The sequence below is a fragment of the Bradyrhizobium sp. JYMT SZCCT0428 genome, assembly GCF_018131075.1.
Lineage (GTDB): Bacteria > Pseudomonadota > Alphaproteobacteria > Rhizobiales > Xanthobacteraceae > Bradyrhizobium.
Genome location: NZ_JAFCLS010000089.1, coordinates 1 through 16459 on the forward strand (window position 1 = coordinate 1; position 16459 = coordinate 16459).

The following is a 16459-nucleotide window of genomic DNA, read 5'->3' on the forward strand; positions in this document are numbered from 1 at the left end:
ATAAGCCGTAAAGCCATTGCGCAGGGAATGTCGGATGCTCTCCGCTGCCCTGTATGCTCGTGTGCACCATCTTGTTGCACAATCGCACACGAGACCGCGGGTGCAGCGCGCACCCGGCATTCCCTGCTCCCTTGTTTTTGGGAGGAACGGATTGAACCACCCGGGCGCTTTGCGTCGCGGGATCGTGGAGGTGTGTCTTATCCGTCGTCCCGGCAAAGGCTCAGATGCGCAATTGGGCATCGGGGGACCCATAGCCACCGAAGCCAGCGATTGGAAGAAAGTCGTCGAACAGCGTCTTTCAAAACAAGCGCCGCGGCGTATGGGTCCCGGCCCCCGTGCGCAATTGCGCACTAGGCCGGGACGACGTCCAAGGGGCAAATCCGGCGGCCAAACGACGGCCCAAAGCCCGGAAATTAACCCTTTACTAACCATACACCGGGCAAAATTTGCCCAGTGAAGTCGAGTGTCGTCAGCCGCGTAGAACGGGAGGAACCCCGTGGACGCCAGTGCGGTGCCTCACTTACGGAGCGGTGGCCCTTCGGCCGCCGCGAAGACGTCTGGCGGCCGCGGCCGCCATTCGCGAGGAGCTGCGAGCATGGTCGACGTCACGGCAGGTCAGGGCACAGGGGCAAGCGTCGGCTTCCCAAGCTTCAGTGAAATCGGCACCATGCTGCGGCGCGGCGATCTTGCGCTGGCCTTCGGCGTCCTCACCATCCTGGTGGTGCTGATCCTCCCCCTGCCCGCGATCGTGCTCGACCTGTTCCTGGCGATCTCGATCACGGTGTCGATCCTGATCCTGATGACGGCGCTGTTCATCCAGGCGCCGCTGGAATTCTCGTCGTTTCCGACCGTCCTGCTGATCTCGACCATGCTGCGGCTGTCGCTGAACATGGCCTCGACCCGGCTGATCCTGAGCCACGGCCATGAGGGCACGGCGGCGGCCGGCCACGTCATCGAAGCCTTCGGCAATTTCGTGATGGGCGGTAATTTCGTGATCGGAATTATCGTGTTCGCGATCCTTGTCATCGTGAACTTCATCGTCATCACCAAGGGTTCGGGCCGTATCGCCGAAGTCGCCGCCCGCTTCCAGCTCGACTCGATGCCCGGCAAGCAGATGGCGATCGACGCTGATCTTTCCGCCGGCCTGATCGACGAAGCCACCGCCAAGCGCCGCCGCAAGGAACTGGAAGACGAAAGCGGCTTCTTCGGCGCCATGGACGGCGCCTCGAAATTCGTGCGCGGCGACGCCATCGCCGGCCTCCTGATCGTCTTCATCAACGTCATCGGCGGCATCATCATCGGCGTCGCCCAGCAGGGCATGAGCTTCGGCGATGCCGCCCGCACCTACACCATCCTGACCGTCGGCGACGGCCTGGTCACCCAGGTACCGGCGCTGATCGTCTCGACCGCGGCGGGCCTGCTCGTATCCAAGGCCGGCATCACCGGCGCCGCCGACAAGGCGCTGATGAAGCAGCTCTCCGGCTATCCGCAGGCACTCGGCATGTCGGCCGGCGTGATGCTGGTGCTGGCCTTGCTGCCGGGCATTCCGATGCTGCCGTTCCTGGCGCTCGGCGGCGGCGCCGCGGCGCTGGCCTGGAAGGCGCGCAACCGCAACCGCGACACCAGGGCCGCGGAAGCTGCCGAGCTCGCCGCGCCCGACATTGCAGCGGCAGCCGCCAGCGCGGCGGCGGAAGAGCCGATCGCCAATTCGCTCAAGATCGACGACCTCAAGATCGAGCTCGGCTATGCGCTGCTGCCGCTCGTCAACGGCCCCGACGGCACCGACCGCCTCACCGAACAGATCAAGGCGCTGCGCCGTTCGCTCGCGGTCGAAATGGGCTTTGTGATGCCGGCGGTGCGCATCCTCGACAACGTCCAGCTCGAGGCCAACACCTACATGATCAAGATCAAGGAAGTCGACGCCGGCAGCGGCAAGATCTGGCCGAACCAGTTCATGGTCATGGATCCGGCCGGTAACCAGGTCGGCGTGCCCGGCATCCACACCATCGAGCCGACGTTCGGGCTGCCCGCGACCTGGGTCGACGCCAGCCTGAAGGAAGAGGCGTCGCTGAAGGGCTACACCGTCGTCGACGCCGCCACCGTGCTGTCGACGCATCTGACCGAGCTGTTGAAGAGCAACATGTCGGACCTGCTGTCCTATGGCGAGGTGGCGAAGCTGATCAAGGACCTGCCGAAGGAACAGGGCGAACTGGTCAAGGACATCGTGCCGAGCCAGGTCACCATGTCGGGCATCCAGCGCGTGCTGCAATTGCTGCTGGCCGAGCGGATTTCGATCCGCGACCTCTCCACCATCCTGGAGGGCATTGCCGACGCGCTGGCGTTCTCGCGCAACCCCGCCACCATGGTCGAACACGTCCGCGCCCGGCTGGCACGCCAGATCTGCGCCCAGAACACCTCCTACAACGGCTATCTGCCGCTGATCGCGCTGTCGGCGCGGTGGGAGCAGGCGTTCGCCGAATCGATCGTCGGCAGCGGCGAAGACCGCAGCCTGGCGATGCAGCCGTCAAAACTGTCGGAGTTCATGACCGCGGTGCGCGTCAGCTTCGAGCGCGCCGCCCAGGAAGGCGAGGCGCCGGTGCTGGTGACGTCGGCGGCGATCCGCCCGTTCGTGCGCTCGCTGGTGGAACGGTTCCGCGCCCAGACCACCGTGCTGTCGCAGGCCGAAATCCACCCGCGCGCCCGGCTGAAAACGGTCGGCAGCGTGTAGAGCGGGAGCGGGTTCAATAGCAACCGCGAAGGGACCGCGCCCCTCGCCCGGCTCTTTGTTCCATCGGGCAAATCGATAACGGCGCCGTGAGGTGTTTTCGCCACAGGCAAACGGTTTGTTAAAATCCGGCAAGGTGGCCGATTTTCCACTCCGACAGGCCGCCACACAGCTAACAATATGTAATTGTTTTATTATTTGCCATTTTAGGCAGCTACCGCCGCTCTGCTGATCGCGGCCGTTCAAGTCTTTTCACCGCCTTGTGATCGCATCTGTGGAACGAAACAGCGAATTCCTACGTTTCCTGTGCCGAGACGTTGAACCTGTTTGTCGAGTTGGTCGTCTAATTCGACACAGGGGAAGGCGGGCAGGAGACTTCCATGAACCACTCGATCTACAGCGCAGACCGCACGACCCATCTCAAGATTGTGGTCGTAGCTTTGGTCGTGGGTATCCTGGTCGCCGGCTTCGGCATCTCGGCACGCACCACTTCGGACGAAGGTTTCCAGCAGACCGCGAGCAACCGCGTGATGAAGGCCGGCAAGCCGGTCGTGGTCACAAGCTCGGGCAATTCGGTGGTTCGCTAAACAAGGATTGCGCTAACAACAGGAATTCACGAATTCACGCGGCTCTTTACAGCCCCCCAAAGTCGCCACGTGAAGTACTAGAAGACCCCAACTACCCCCAAGTTGACTACGAAAACGCCCGCTCCCCACGGGCGTTTTCTCTTTATGGGGGTATCGCAGACCTCATCCTGAGGAGCCCGCGAAGCGGGCGTCTCGAAGGATGGCCACGGGCGCAGTCGACGATGCACGGGGCCCTACATGGTTCGAGACGCGCGAAGACGCGCTCCTCACCATGAGGAACGGACTATCGCGGCGCGGCCGGCACTGTCTCGATCAGCTTGCCGGCGAAGACCGGCGGCAAGTTCGGCTTGCCGTCACGCGATCCGCCGGCCTGCTCGACCGTCACCGCGTAGGTCGCGGCGTTGATCGTGCCGGCGTCGTAGGACGCGAGCACGTTACGCGCGGTGAACTCGCTGCCGCCGATCACGCCCAGCGAGCGCGGCTGCGGCAGCTTGTCGGAGACCAGCCAGAGCTCGTAGCTCTTGCCGGCTTCGGCGGTGGCGCCGACCTTGCGGACGGTGAAATTTTTTGTGGCGGCGTCGACAGTGAGGATGAACGCTGGCGAGCCGCCGTTCGCCTGCAAGATCGCCACGTATTGCGCCGACGGCGGCGCCGGCAGCGGCGGCGTCTTGACCTCGACCACCTGCGTGCGGACCTTGGGACGAAGCGCGTTGGGCAGCATGTCCGGCGAATAGACCTGCAGGCCGAGCATCGCGATCAGCGCCGCGGCGGCAGCCGTCGCGAACGACGCCAGATTGCGCCAGCGCTTCACCCGGCCGGACAACTGGACGACGTTGGAATTGTCCGCAGCCTGGGTCATTTCGGCCATCAGGGGATCTACCGGCGGCGGCGGCGCGGCGGCTTCCGGCGGCGGAGCAGCGGCGGCTTCCGGCAGCGCCAGCGGCACCTGCGGTCCGGCATGTCCGATCGCGCGTTGAATATTCTCCCAGACGATCGGACGCGGCTCGACCGAGCCGACCATCTGGTTGAGGACGCCGAGCCTGTACTCCCACGCCTGGACCACGGCGGTGAATTCCGTGTCGAGGGCCATCATGGCTTCGACCTGCGCGCGCTCGTCGGCATCGAGGGTGCCGAGCGCATATTCCGCGGCGAGCGCGATATGGTCTTCGCTATAGGCCATCATCTAACGTCCAAGACACCTTTCAGGACACCCTTCAAACAGCTCATTCCAACAACTCAAAGCCCGAGACATTCCCGGATATCCATCATGCTGCGGCGCAGCCACGTCTTCACCGTATTCACCGGCGTCTCGAACTTGGCGGCCAGCTGCTCGCGGCTCCAGCCGTTGTAATAGGCCAGCAGCACCAGCTTCTGCCGGTCCGGCTCCAGACGGCCGACGCATTCCAGCAGCCGCTTCAACTCTTCCGTCATCTCGCGCCGCGCCAGCGGATCGGGTGAATCGGCGGCCACTTCCATCGCGGTCGGCTCCTCCTCGATCGAGGCCTCGGTCTTCTTGCGCACGACGTCGATCGCCCGGTTGCGCGCGATCGCCGCCATCCAGGTGATCGGTGAAGCAAGCGCCGGATTGAATTGGCCGGCGCTGTTCCAGATCTTGACGTAGGCCTCCTGAATGACCTCCTCGGCGAGATCCTGTCGGCGCAAGATACGGAGGACGACACCGAAGAGTTTCGCGCGCGTGGCGGCGTAAAGCCGCTCGAAAGCGGCTTCATCCCCCTTCGCAACAGCGGCAATCAGCCAAACCAGCTCGGCTGGCGTCAGCATTCGGCGTCCCCCACATCGCGATCCCCCATCGCGCTTTACGCCGGGAGGTATCGAGAACCCTCCTAGCATACCTTGCAGCAAACCAGCCACCAAGACGCCGGTCTGTGGACATTATCAAAGAAAAACCCGGACCTTGCGGCCCGGGTTGTCGATGATCGGATGAGAGAAGGTAAGGCGTCAGGCGATGGCGCCGAGGCGGGCGCGCATCAACCCGATCGAGTCCATGTCGGCCTGCTCGCGGGCGTTCTCCTCGGCGCGTTCGCGCGCCTGGTCACGCTCGTCCAGCAGTTCGACCTTCTTGAGCTCCTCGAAGGCCTCTCCAAGCAGAGCCTTGGCATCTTCCAACTGGACGCGCAGCTCGTCGGCAGAACGGGTCAGGTTCTCGCGCCGCTGGATCGCTGCCTTGGCATAGGTCGGATAGGCGAAATGGGTCGGATCTTGGATCCCGGCCCGGTCCTGTTCGGTCTGGATTTCGCGCTCGAGGTCGACAGACATGCGCTGGAAATCAGCGATCATGCCTTCGATCTGGGTAACCCTTCGGCGCTTCTCATCGACCTGAAACTTCTTCAGGCGGATCAGCGTTTCACGTGACTTCATCGACTCATACTCCCCAGAAGTCCCAATCTTAACGCGGGACAAAGCCGGCTTCCCCCGGGGGCCCCGCCAGCAAGACTATTCATGTGCCGGGGATGATGGCCTGACAAAGTTAGCGTTCCGTTTCCAAACTAGTCAGGATCTGCGCCAATTGCTGGTAGCCGTCAGCGAGGCTTGCTTTTTCATCCTTGGCCTGCCGCAGGAACCCTTCCAGCGGCTCGTGCAGGCGGATCGCCTCGTCGACCTCCGGGCTCGACCCCGCCCGGTACGCGCCGAGCCGGATCAGTTCCTCCATATCGGCGTAGGTCGCCATCACCTGACGGCCCCGCATGATCACGGGCAGATAGGCCGGATCGGCCGATTTCGGCATGGTGCGGGAGACCGATTTGAGGACGTTGATCGCGGGAAAACGCCCGCGCTCGGCAATCGATCGCTGCATCACGACGTGGCCGTCGAGAATGCCGCGCACCGCGTCCGCAATCGGTTCGTTGTGATCGTCGCCATCGACCAGCACGGTGAAAATGCCGGTGATGGTGCCGGCGCTGATGCCCGGCCCTGCCCGCTCCAGGAGCTTCGGCAGTTCAGTAAACACCGTCGGCGTGTAGCCTTTGGCGGTCGGCGGCTCACCAGCCGACAGTCCGATCTCGCGCTGCGCCATCGCAAAGCGCGTCACCGAATCCATCAGGCACAGCACGTCCTTGCCTTCGTCGCGAAAATATTCGGAGATCGCGAGCGTCAGATAGGCCGCCTGCCGGCGCATCAAGGCCGGCTCGTCGGAGGTCGCCACCACCACGACCGAGCGCGCCAGGCCTTCATCGCCAAGGTCGTCCTGCAGGAACTCCTGCACCTCGCGGCCGCGTTCACCGATCAGGCCGATGACCGTGATATCGGCATCGACGTTACGCGCCAGCATCGACAGCAGCACCGATTTGCCGACACCGGATCCGGCGAAGATGCCGAGCCGTTGGCCGCGGCAGCAGGTCAGGAACGTATTCAAGGCGCGCACGCCAAGATCGAGCGGCGCCCCGACCCGTTGGCGCGAATGCGCCGGCGGTGGCGCGTTCCGATACGGCATCGGCGATGGCCCCTGCGTCAGCGGCCCCTTGCCGTCGATCGGTTCCCCCATCGCGTTGAGCACGCGGCCGAGCCAGGATGGCGAGGGCCGCACCTGCCCCGCGGCATTGGCGATCATCGCACGGCAGCCGCGCCTGACGCCCTCGAGGCCGGCGAACGGCATTACCACCGCATTGTTCCCGGAGAAGCCGATCACCTCGGCCGGAATGAAACTGCCGCCGGTCTCGATCACGATCCTTGCGCCGACCGACATCGCATGGATCGGCCCCGCGATCTCGACCATCAGCCCGCGCACGCCGATCACACGGCCATATATATTGACGCCGTCGATGTCGCCGATCTGTTCCGCGAGCGCCTTCATTGCGAAAACCTTAAGTTTCCGCGTGTTTGAAAGGGGCGCTTAACCTCGTGTTTACCCGCATCGTTAATCATTGCGTCACTGTCTTTGGTGACTGAGAGCGCTCGCCCATCAGAAGAAGGATGAGTCGCGGGAGTCGGTTAGGCCCGTCTCTTAATGTGGAACTTGAGCGAGAACGGTAAGGAAAAGCTGCTTCGACGCAATATCTTACGGCGATTCGACAAAAATTGCACGGTTAGAGCTTGCGAACACGAATCAGTATTTGTTAACCATATGTCGTCAGGATCCGAATCAGTTGTTCAAAGGCGTTTTGAGTGCCGCAAGTGCGGCCGACCTGACGCCCGGAGCGGCGACTATAGGGGACTGGCATGCGCGTTTTGCTGATAGAAGATGACAGCGCCGTCGCGCAGTCGATCGAGTTGATGCTTAAATCCGAGAGTTTCAACGTCTATACGACGGATCTCGGAGAAGAAGGCGTCGATCTCGGTAAGCTTTACGATTACGACATTATCCTTCTCGACCTCAATTTGCCCGACATGTCCGGTTACGACGTGCTCAAGCAGCTTCGGGTGTCGAAGATCAAGACCCCCATTCTGATCCTCTCCGGCCTCGCCGGCATCGAGGACAAGGTCAAGGGTCTCGGCGTTGGCGCCGACGACTACATGACCAAGCCCTTCCACAAGGACGAACTGGTTGCCCGCATCCATGCGATCGTGCGCCGTTCCAAGGGTCATGCCCAGTCGGTGATCCAGACCGGCGACCTCGTCGTCAATCTCGACACCAAGACGGTCGAGGTCGGTGGCCAGCGCGTCCATCTGACGGGCAAGGAATACCAGATGCTGGAGCTGCTCTCGCTCCGCAAGGGCACCACGCTCACCAAGGAAATGTTCCTCAACCACCTCTATGGCGGCATGGACGAGCCCGAGCTCAAGATCATCGACGTCTTCATCTGCAAGCTGCGCAAGAAGCTCGCGAACGCTTCCGAAGGCCGCAACTTCATCGAGACCGTGTGGGGCCGCGGCTACGTGTTGCGCGAGCCGCACGAGCAGGAAGAACGCATTCCCGCCTGACCAGGGTTTACGGCGAGCCGCAAGGCTCACTCCTCCCCGACTGGACCCCGCCGCAAATGGCGGGGTTTTTGTTTTTGGGCGGCGGCCACGCGACAAATTCGCTTCCCCGGGATTGAAACCCGCTTCGCGGTGTCTCGTATCTGACGGAATTGTCCGCAAACGAGGGGGAAGTCATGAAAAACGTCAGGCTGCTTGCCGCGGTTGCGCTCGGATCGGCATCGGGCGCGCTCATTGGCTATTCGGCGCTCGCCGGCGGCGACAAGGTCGCCTTCCCGGAGAATTTCGACAAGGACACGCTCTACGCGATCGTCAGCCGTTACGACAACAAGCAGTATCGCGAGCTCTATGCGACGCCGGCGGCGGTCGATGCGGTACGCAAGGGGCAGCCGGTCCCGAGCGGCACGGTGCTGACGCTGGTTCAATACAAGGCGCAGCTCGATGCGGCCGGCGAGCCTCTCAAGGATGCCGGCGGCCGTTTCCAGAAGGGCGACCTCATCGCCTACACGGTGATGGAAAAGCGCGACGGCTGGGGCACCGAGTACAAGGACGACATTCGGAACGGCGAATGGGAGTATCAGGCGTTTGGGCCGGACAGGAAGGTCAACGACAAGGCCAATTTGACGGCCTGCTTCGCCTGCCACAAGCCACATGCCGGGCAGGATTTTGTTATCTCACTGGCGGGCCTGAAGGGCACGCCAGAAGGCGCCATGGCAAAGCCCGCGCCGGGCCCCGGCGTGGTCTCGATCTCCGACTTCAAATTCGGACCGGAGACCGTCGTCGTCAACAAGGGCCAGACCATCACCTGGCACAACTCCGATTCCTCGCCGCACCAGGTCACCATCACCGGCGCCAAAGCGCAGCGTTCGTCCATCGCGCTGAAAGGCCAGACCACCCAGCTGACCCTCGCCGATGCCGGAATCTACGATTACATCTGCGGCCTGCACCCGGCGATGAAGGGCAAGATCGAGGTCAAGGAATAGCCGGCGGTGTACTGCGCGAGCCGCGCCAGCAGGACGAACGCATTCCGCCTGACCAGGGTTTACGGCGAGCCGCAAGGCTCGCCCTCCCGACTCGACCTCGCCGCAAATGGCGGGTTTTTTTTGGAAGGATGACTTACTCCTGTGAATACAAACAACGATCCGCGGCGGCGCGAGTGCGCAAAGCTGCTGACAGTTGCCCAGCCGTCCGGCGGTGGCCGGACGGCACGACGTTCTGACATTCAGGAGCGTGCGAGCGCGTCGAGCTTGCCTCGAAGCTCATCAATTGCCGGCTTCGCAATATCGCCGGCGCCGGGCGTCGCCAGCACCTTGTCACACATCTGGTTGATCGTGGGGGTCGCAGCCACAATCAGTTTTACGAGGGTGCTCTTTCCTTCCGGAGAAAGCTGCGTTGCGCGGGAGCTGACCTCATTCAACTGAGCCGTTGCTTCCTTTATTTTGGGCACGGCAGCCTGGGCCGATGCGGCATCGGTGATGCCGGGAAGCAAGGTCCTGATCGACCCAACCGACGCGTTGACCTGATTCGCCAGATTAACCCCTCCGACCGTCAAATCCGTCGGCGCCAAGCCCACGGTGCCAGTCGCGGTCCGCGTGGTAGCGGGAGGCGGCACCTGAGCGACTGTGTCCTCGCCTGAACGCCCAAAAGCGAACCAGGCGAGACCACCCAGTACCGCCGCGGCGACGAACCAATACGGCCATTGCGGCACCGCTGTTCCGCTGGCCATCGCCGAGGCTGCCTGACCAGCCTGGGAAATGGTCCGCTCCGAAGCCTCTGCAATTCGGCCGCCAGCCGCGCTTGCTGCCGTCGCACCGCTGCGCAAGCTCCCGGTCGCTCCGTCAATGAGACCGGCGGCACTCAACTGACCGGCGAGACCTGACGGTATTGCCGCGGCGATCTGATCCTTCTGTGAAGTGAGAAGGGACACCAACCCGCTTGCGTCGAGACCCATGCTGCGTTGCTGCTGACCTAACGCACCAAGGACCACGGGGCCAAGCATGCCGAGCATCGATTTGCTGGTGCCCTCACCGATCCCCGCGAACTTGCCTATCGTCTGCGCCATTGTATTCAGCGTTCCGCCACCGAACAGGCCCGAGAGCATGTTCGATCCCGTTTCAGCCAGCGCGTTCTGACCCGAACCGCCGATCAGATTCGTGAAGCTCTCAAGCGACGCGGATTGCTGTGTCATCGTGTTGGTGAGCTGGCGTGCCCCATTGGGAGTGGAGCCAACGTCAGCGAAGCTTGCAAGAAGCGTGGGGATCGCCCCCGCGATTGCTTTTTGCGCAACACTGCGATCAAGACCCAAAGCAGAGGTGATCTTCGCTATCATGTCCGGCGTGAGGCATTGCAGCACTACAGAGACCAAATTCGTCGCCATGGCGATCCTCCCGAGTAGAGTGCAGGTATCTCCTCAGGTAGTTCGTCAAGGCTGGATTGCGTCTCAAAGTTTGATCACCTTATATTACAACCTCCCCAGTCCAATCCGAGTTCCACAAGGGTTGATAAGGATTTGGGAACCGGGAAGCGACCAGATAACGGCGTTCAAGGAAGGCGATGTCGCATGGAGAGAACATCGCCGCCGTTGACGCTGCCGATGATCCTTCACGCTGCCTTTCATGGCTTGCTGCCCGGGGCTGACGGAGTTTACGGCACATGTCGAATCTGGACCTTGCACTGTCGGTTGCGCTTGGCATCGGGCTCGCCGCCGCGACCGGTTTTCGGCTTTTCCTGCCACTGCTAATTCTGAGCGGCGCGGCCTACACCGGACATGCCAGCCTGAACGAGGGCTTCGCATGGCTCGGCACACCAGCCGCCGTCATCATGCTCGGCACGGCAGCCATAGTGGAGATCGCCGCGTTCTACATTCCCGGCGTGGACAATTTGCTCGATACAGTGGCGACGCCCGGTGCCGTCGTCGCAGGAACGATCGTGTCCGCCGCGGTCATGACCGACCTGCCGCCAATGGTGAAATGGACGGCGGCCATTATCGCGGGAGGTGGCGTTGCCGGCATCACGCAGGGTTTGACCGCAATGCTCAGGGCAAAATCCACCGTCTTCACCGGCGGTCTTGGGAACTCGACGGTCGCAACCGCCGAACTCGGGAGCGCATCGCTGATCTCGATCCTGGCGCTGACAGCGCCGATCGCTGCGCTAGCACTGGTTATCCTGTTCTTCTGGCTGGCATTTCGCCTGCTCCGAAGCTTGGCTCGGGGATCGCATCGGCCGAACCAACAATAGACGGATCGAGCCCGCCCAATGGCCGCGACCTCACCGAGACCGTGTGAGGCCGCGGCTACACGTTGTGCGAGCGCACCAGCGCTAAGTACGGCGAGCCGCAAGGCTCACCCTTGCCGACCGGACCCCGCCGCAAATGGCGGGTCTTTTGTTCTTGGGGGTGCCCAGGCAGAATCTCTTGGGATTGAACCGACCTCTCGGATGCGCCGACCAATGGGTCGTGCGAACGTGGGGACTGATCGAGTCGGGGCGTTATCAATGATCTTGCAATCCCTCGCCGGGCTACCGGCGTTTCTGGTCTATTTCTGCACGGCGCTGGTCGCCGTGGCCGCCTATCTCTTCGTATATACCCGTGTCACGCCGCATGACGAGTTCCTGCTGATCCGCGACAATAATCCGGCAGCGGCGATCGCGTTGGGACTCAGCCTGCTCGGCTTCGCGCTGCCCTTGGTCAGCGCGATCGCCCATTCCGCCAATGTCTGGGATTGCCTGATCTGGGCTGTCGTCGCGCTGATCGTGCAGATCATCGTCTTTTACCTCGTCAAGATACCTGTGCCGAACCTGTCGCAGCGGATTGCGGGCGGCGAACTTGCCGCCGCCATCTGGCTTGGTCTAGCCTCGCTGGCCGCGGGCGCACTCAACGCTGCCAGCATGATCTACTGACCATGGCGAACAAGCCCCCCAAACGCACAAGCGAATTCGGGACGCGAAAACCGTCAGTGCCGCCTGTGCCGCAGTCGTCGGGCCCGCCGGCAAAGCGTTCCGGCCACGTCGCGCTGTTTCTGATGGGCACGCTCGCGGTTGGCAGTGCCGCCTACACGCTGATGCCCAGCAATAAATGCGAACCGTCGCCGAACACAGCGCAGCCGTCGCTGCTGCAAGGCAGCGCCGCCGAATGCCAGCAGCGCGGATCTTCATCCAGCAGTTCGGGTGGTGGCGGAAGCTCCTCACGCAGCAGCTATTACTCCGGCGGCTCCTCGTCGAGTTCTTCGGGTTCGAGCAATTCCTCCTCTAACTATTCGGGCTCCGGCAGCTCCGATTCCGGCTCGCACAGCGCGCAGCGCGGCGGCTTCGGATCGTTCGGGCATGCCGTCGGCTTCTCTGGCGGCTGAATGTCATGGAACGCATCCCCTGCCCCGAACGCGACGACTGGCGTGCCACCGCCGAAAGCGCCGGATTCACTTTTCACACGATCGGCGGCGAGCGTTATTGGGACGAACGAGCCTATTACGCATTCACGCTGAACGAGATCGAACGGCGGATCGAGGCGCCCACCGGCGAGATCGAGGCGATGTGCCTCGAGGTGGTCGGCCGGGCGATCAACGACGAAAAATATCTGCGCCGGTTGAAAATACCTGAAGCCTTCTGGCCGCTGCTGTCGGAGAGCTGGCGCCGCCGCGACGCCAGCCTCTATGGCCGGTTGGACCTGAGCTACGACGGCTGGAGCCCGGCGAAACTGCTGGAGTACAACGCGGATACGCCGACCTCGATTTTCGAAGCGGCGGTTTTTCAGTGGACATGGCTCGAACAGGCGATCGAACGCAGCATCATCCCGAAGCGCGCCGACCAGTTCAATTCAATCCATGAACGGCTGATCGACGCCTGGAAAAAACACGGCAGCGCAAAGCACCTGCATCTGGCCGGGATGACCGACAATGCCGAGGACGCCGGCACGCTGGCCTATCTACAGGACACCGCGAGTCAGGCCGGATTGAAGACCACGCTGATGGACATCAAGGACGTTGGCCTCGGGGGCGATGGCCGGTTCGTCGATCTCGACGATCGCGGCATTGAGCTTGCCTTCAAGCTCTACCCCTGGGAATGGATGTTTCAAGATACGTTCGGCGCAAATCTGTCGAGCGCGCCGACGCGCTGGATCGAGCCGCCGTGGAAAGCGATCCTGTCCAACAAGGGCATTCTACCGCTGCTCTGGGAGATGTTCCCAAAACACCCCAATTTGCTGCCGGCCTATTTCGAGGACGATCCGAAGGCGGCAATGCTCGGCTCCTCGTTCGTGCGCAAGCCGCTTTATTCGCGCGAAGGCGCAAATGTGACGCTCGTCAGCGCCGGCTCGACGCTGATGGAACAGCAAGGCCCATATGGGGCGGAAGGCTTCATCCTGCAGGGTTTCGCGTCCCTGCCGAGCTTTTCCGACCAATACCCGGTGCTCGGAAGCTGGCTGATCGATCACACACCGTGCGGACTATCGATCCGTGAGGACGAAAATCCGATCACCGGCAACACGTCACGGTTCGTCCCGCACGCCATTCTGTAACGGAAGCTATCGACAGACCGATAGATCAGCGTGCCGACGCCACCGACCTTGGCGCCTGCGGCACCAGGGTCGCTACCCCAGGGCGCACAACAGTTGGTGCGGCATTTGGACGATAGAGCCCACGGCGATCCGGATAGGGCTTGAAGGCGTTGGTGATTCCGACCACGGATTCGGCAGCCCCCAGCGCCAGCACGCCATCGGGCTCCAGCATCCGCGAGATGCGTTCGAAGATTTTGGCTTTGGTATCCTGGTCGAAATAGATCAGGACGTTGCGGCAGAAGATCACGTCGAACGTGCCGAGGTGAGAAAAATCCTGCAGCAGGTTCAGCTGACGATGCTGCACCATGCTGCGGATGTCGGCGTTGAGCTGCCACAGCTCGCCATTCTGCGTGAAGTATTTCACCAGCATCTGGATCGGCAGGCCGCGCTGCACCTCGAACTGGCTGAAGATGCCGGCCTTGGATTTTTCCAGCACGGCCAGCGAAAGGTCGGTCGCGACGATCTCGGTGCGCCAGCCCGCCAGCATGGCGCCGGCCTCCTTCAGGCACATCGCAATCGAATATGGCTCCTGCCCGGTGGAGGAAGCCGCGCACCAGATGCGCAGGGAACGACGCGCCGCGCGCGCCTGCGCCAGCGCCGGGAGCACCGCCTCTTTCAGATGGTCGAACGGAAGCTTGTCACGAAAGAAGAAAGTCTCGTTGGTGGTCATCGCTTCGACCACTTCGGCCGTCAGCGCTTCGGCGCCGAACTTCATCTTCTGAACGAGTTCGGGGATGCCGGCAAGGCTCGCCTTGCGCGCCAGCGGCACCAGACGGCTCTCGACCAGATATTGCTTGTCGGCAGACAGGTCCAGCCCGGAACGCTCTTTCAGAAGCTTACGCAGATACTCATAGTCCTGAGGCGTCACGAACGATCTCCCGAAAACAACCGAACCAGTTTCGGCGCGATCTGATTGAGCGGCAATATCGCGGCGCAAATGCCGGCATTCGCGGCCGCGCCCGGCATGCCCCACACCACACTCGTCGCCTCGTCCTGGGCAATCACGCTGCCGCCGGCCGCGACAATATCCTTGCCGCCGCGCATGCCGTCGGAGCCCATGCCGGTCAGGATCACGGACATGATGCCGCCCTGCCATACGTCGATCGCCGAGGTGAACAGCGGATCGACTGCAGGCTTGCAGAAATTCACCGGCGGTCCGTCGTCGAGCGCGATCGCCGCCTCCGCGCCATGGCGCACGACCTTCATATGACGGCCGCCCGGCGCGAGATAGATCCGGCCGGCCTTGACGGTCTCGCCATCGACGGCTTCATGCGCCGGCCGCCGGCTCGAACGCGCCAGATGCTCGGCGAGAATCGTGGTGAAGGTCGGCGGCATGTGCTGCGTGATCAGAACCGGAAAACGGTCGATCACAGGCCCGATTTCGGTGACCAGCGACATCAGCGCCTGCGGACCACCGGTCGACGAGCCGATCAGGAGCACGCGCGGCGCCAGCATGCTGAACGGGCGGCGTGCCAATTGCGATTGCGCTGCCGGCGCCGCCAACGGTGGGCGCGCCGCAGCCTCGCGCGGCTTGTCGTGGTGGACCGGTGCCAGTGTCGGACTCGCATGCGCAGGCGCGTGCGACGAGCGGCGGATCTTGGCGCCGAGGTGACGGATCTTCTGGATCAGATCGTGGCGAAAAGTTTCGGCTGCGGAAGCCTCGCGCGTGCTTTCGGGCTTTGGAATGTAGTCGGAGGCGCCTAGCGAGAGCGCCTTGAAGCTGATCTCCGCATTGCGGCGGGTCAGCGTCGAGGCCATGATGATGATGAGATCACGCTTCTTCGCAAGCAGTTTCGGCAGCGCGGAAATGCCGTCGAGCTCCGGCATTTCGATATCGAGCACGGCGACGTCGGGATTAATGCGTTCGAGCTGGTTGACGGCGTCGAGGCCGGTGCGCAGGGAGGCGACGACCTCCATATCCGGCTCGGCGCCGATCCAGCGTGAGATCATCCCGCGGATGACGACGCTGTCGTCGACCACCATAACACGCAGCTTGTCCTGCCGTGTCGAAGTCGGGGCCGAGGCAGTTGTCAACGCAATACTCATTACTTCACCAGGAACGACTCGAACGGCACGCTTAGCAAGATAAAGCCGAAGGCCGTTGAGCCGCCGGATCGAAGCACTTCTTATTTGAGCATGATCTTTTCGGAAAACCGGTTTCCACTTTTCCGGATCATGCTGCGCAGATCAGATCAGGCCGACTTCCTGGAACTTCGCGGTGACGATGTCCTTGTCGAACGGCTTCATGATGTATTCGTTGGCGCCGGCGTGCAACGCCCGTGCAATGTGCGCGACGTCGTTTTCGGTGGTGCAGAACACCACCTTGGGCGCATCGCCGCCGGGCATGCGGCGCAGATTGCCGAGGAATTCATAACCGTCCATCACGGGCATGTTCCAGTCGAGCAGGACCGCCTCGGGCATGGCGCGCTTGCAGGCGTCCAGCGCTTTCGCGCCGTCCTCGGCTTCGATGATCTGGAAATCAAGACCTTCCAGGATACGGCGTGCGACCTTTCGAATGACGCTGGAGTCATCGACGACGAGACATGTTCTCATTTTCGGCCTCTACTTCCATTCCCCAAAAGGGGACGTTTCCAAATGTTATGTACGCTTTCGCCTTGCTTCTGCTTCTTATGCCGCCATCAGATCCGGCACGATTTCGAGGACGCGATCGACATCGAGGACGACCATGAGCTGGCCGTCGAGGCGGTGGACGCCGCCGGCGAG

At 62.5% G+C, this 16459-nt stretch carries 16 protein-coding genes and 1 pseudogene; 8 read left to right on the top strand and 9 right to left on the bottom strand.

The annotated features are described in order from the left end of the window. The first annotated feature begins 595 nt into the window (after nt 1-595). Entirely contained in the window at nt 596-2728 is a 2133-nt protein-coding gene (gene flhA, locus JQ575_RS41685) for a flagellar biosynthesis protein FlhA (RefSeq protein WP_212038962.1), read from the top strand. 377 nt (nt 2729-3105) lie between these two features. Next, entirely contained in the window at nt 3106-3312 is a 207-nt protein-coding gene (locus JQ575_RS41690) for a hypothetical protein (protein WP_212038963.1), read from the top strand. A gap of 283 nt (nt 3313-3595) precedes the next feature. On the opposite strand, the gene JQ575_RS41695 is transcribed toward JQ575_RS41690, so the two are convergent. From JQ575_RS41695 to fliI, 4 genes are all read right to left on the bottom strand, one after another. Continuing rightward, nucleotides 3596-4492: an anti-sigma factor domain-containing protein gene (locus tag JQ575_RS41695; RefSeq protein WP_212038964.1), complete on the bottom strand. Its 897-nt coding sequence runs from the start codon at nt 4490-4492 to the stop codon at nt 3596-3598. 56 nt (nt 4493-4548) lie between these two features. After that, on the bottom strand, nt 4549-5094 hold the full coding sequence (locus tag JQ575_RS41700; protein ID WP_192739890.1) for a sigma-70 family RNA polymerase sigma factor: 546 nt from the start codon (nt 5092-5094) through the stop codon (nt 4549-4551). 177 nt (nt 5095-5271) lie between these two features. Next, on the bottom strand, nt 5272-5691 hold the full coding sequence (gene fliJ, locus JQ575_RS41705) for a flagellar export protein FliJ (RefSeq protein ID WP_212038965.1): 420 nt from the start codon (nt 5689-5691) through the stop codon (nt 5272-5274). Between the two features lie 109 nt (nt 5692-5800). Continuing rightward, entirely contained in the window at nt 5801-7123 is a 1323-nt protein-coding gene (gene fliI, locus JQ575_RS41710; protein WP_212038966.1) for a flagellar protein export ATPase FliI, read from the bottom strand. A gap of 365 nt (nt 7124-7488) precedes the next feature. Here fliI and ctrA point away from each other — a divergent pair, with 365 nt between their 5' ends. Further along, nucleotides 7489-8190, top strand: coding sequence for a response regulator transcription factor CtrA (ctrA, locus tag JQ575_RS41715; protein WP_015688285.1), 702 nt, complete (start codon nt 7489-7491; stop codon nt 8188-8190). A gap of 173 nt (nt 8191-8363) precedes the next feature. Further along, nucleotides 8364-9170 carry a cytochrome P460 family protein gene (locus tag JQ575_RS41720; protein WP_212038967.1) on the top strand — a complete coding sequence of 269 codons (807 nt, stop codon included), beginning with the start codon at nt 8364-8366 and terminating at the stop codon, nt 9168-9170. A 239-nt stretch (nt 9171-9409) separates the two neighbouring features. Here the strand turns inward: JQ575_RS41720 and JQ575_RS41725 are convergent, their stop codons facing one another. Then, a complete protein-coding gene (locus JQ575_RS41725; protein ID WP_212038968.1) occupies nt 9410-10564 on the bottom strand; it encodes a DUF937 domain-containing protein in 1155 nt (384 codons plus the stop codon). Between the two features lie 275 nt (nt 10565-10839). Between JQ575_RS41725 and JQ575_RS41730 the strand changes: the two genes are divergently transcribed. The 4 genes from JQ575_RS41730 to JQ575_RS41745 all read left to right on the top strand — a co-directional run bounded on the left by JQ575_RS41730 (nt 10840) and on the right by JQ575_RS41745 (nt 13696). After that, the gene (locus JQ575_RS41730; RefSeq protein WP_212038969.1) at nt 10840-11424 is read left to right on the top strand and encodes a DUF4126 domain-containing protein; all 585 of its coding nucleotides are present in this window, start codon (nt 10840-10842) and stop codon (nt 11422-11424) included. A gap of 255 nt (nt 11425-11679) precedes the next feature. Next, a complete protein-coding gene (locus JQ575_RS41735) occupies nt 11680-12084 on the top strand; it encodes a DUF350 domain-containing protein (RefSeq protein ID WP_192739886.1) in 405 nt (134 codons plus the stop codon). Between the two features lie 2 nt (nt 12085-12086). Further along, nucleotides 12087-12533: a hypothetical protein gene (locus JQ575_RS41740; protein WP_212038970.1), complete on the top strand. Its 447-nt coding sequence runs from the start codon at nt 12087-12089 to the stop codon at nt 12531-12533. A 5-nt stretch (nt 12534-12538) separates the two neighbouring features. Beyond that, nucleotides 12539-13696 carry a glutathionylspermidine synthase family protein gene (locus JQ575_RS41745; protein WP_212038971.1) on the top strand — a complete coding sequence of 386 codons (1158 nt, stop codon included), beginning with the start codon at nt 12539-12541 and terminating at the stop codon, nt 13694-13696. Between the two features lie 25 nt (nt 13697-13721). On the opposite strand, the gene JQ575_RS41750 is transcribed toward JQ575_RS41745, so the two are convergent. From JQ575_RS41750 to JQ575_RS45395, 4 genes and pseudogenes are all read right to left on the bottom strand, one after another. Beyond that, the gene (locus JQ575_RS41750; RefSeq protein WP_212038972.1) at nt 13722-14603 is read right to left on the bottom strand and encodes a protein-glutamate O-methyltransferase CheR; all 882 of its coding nucleotides are present in this window, start codon (nt 14601-14603) and stop codon (nt 13722-13724) included. Continuing rightward, complete coding sequence (locus tag JQ575_RS41755) at nt 14600-15781, bottom strand: chemotaxis response regulator protein-glutamate methylesterase (RefSeq protein WP_212038973.1); 1182 nt, start codon at nt 15779-15781, stop codon at nt 14600-14602. Before JQ575_RS41755 ends, JQ575_RS41750 begins: the two co-directional genes overlap by 4 nt. A gap of 141 nt (nt 15782-15922) precedes the next feature. Next, nucleotides 15923-16288, bottom strand: coding sequence for a PleD family two-component system response regulator (locus JQ575_RS41760; protein WP_192739881.1), 366 nt, complete (start codon nt 16286-16288; stop codon nt 15923-15925). A gap of 75 nt (nt 16289-16363) precedes the next feature. Beyond that, nucleotides 16364-16459: pseudogene (locus tag JQ575_RS45395) on the bottom strand (chemotaxis protein CheW); the annotation flags it as partial.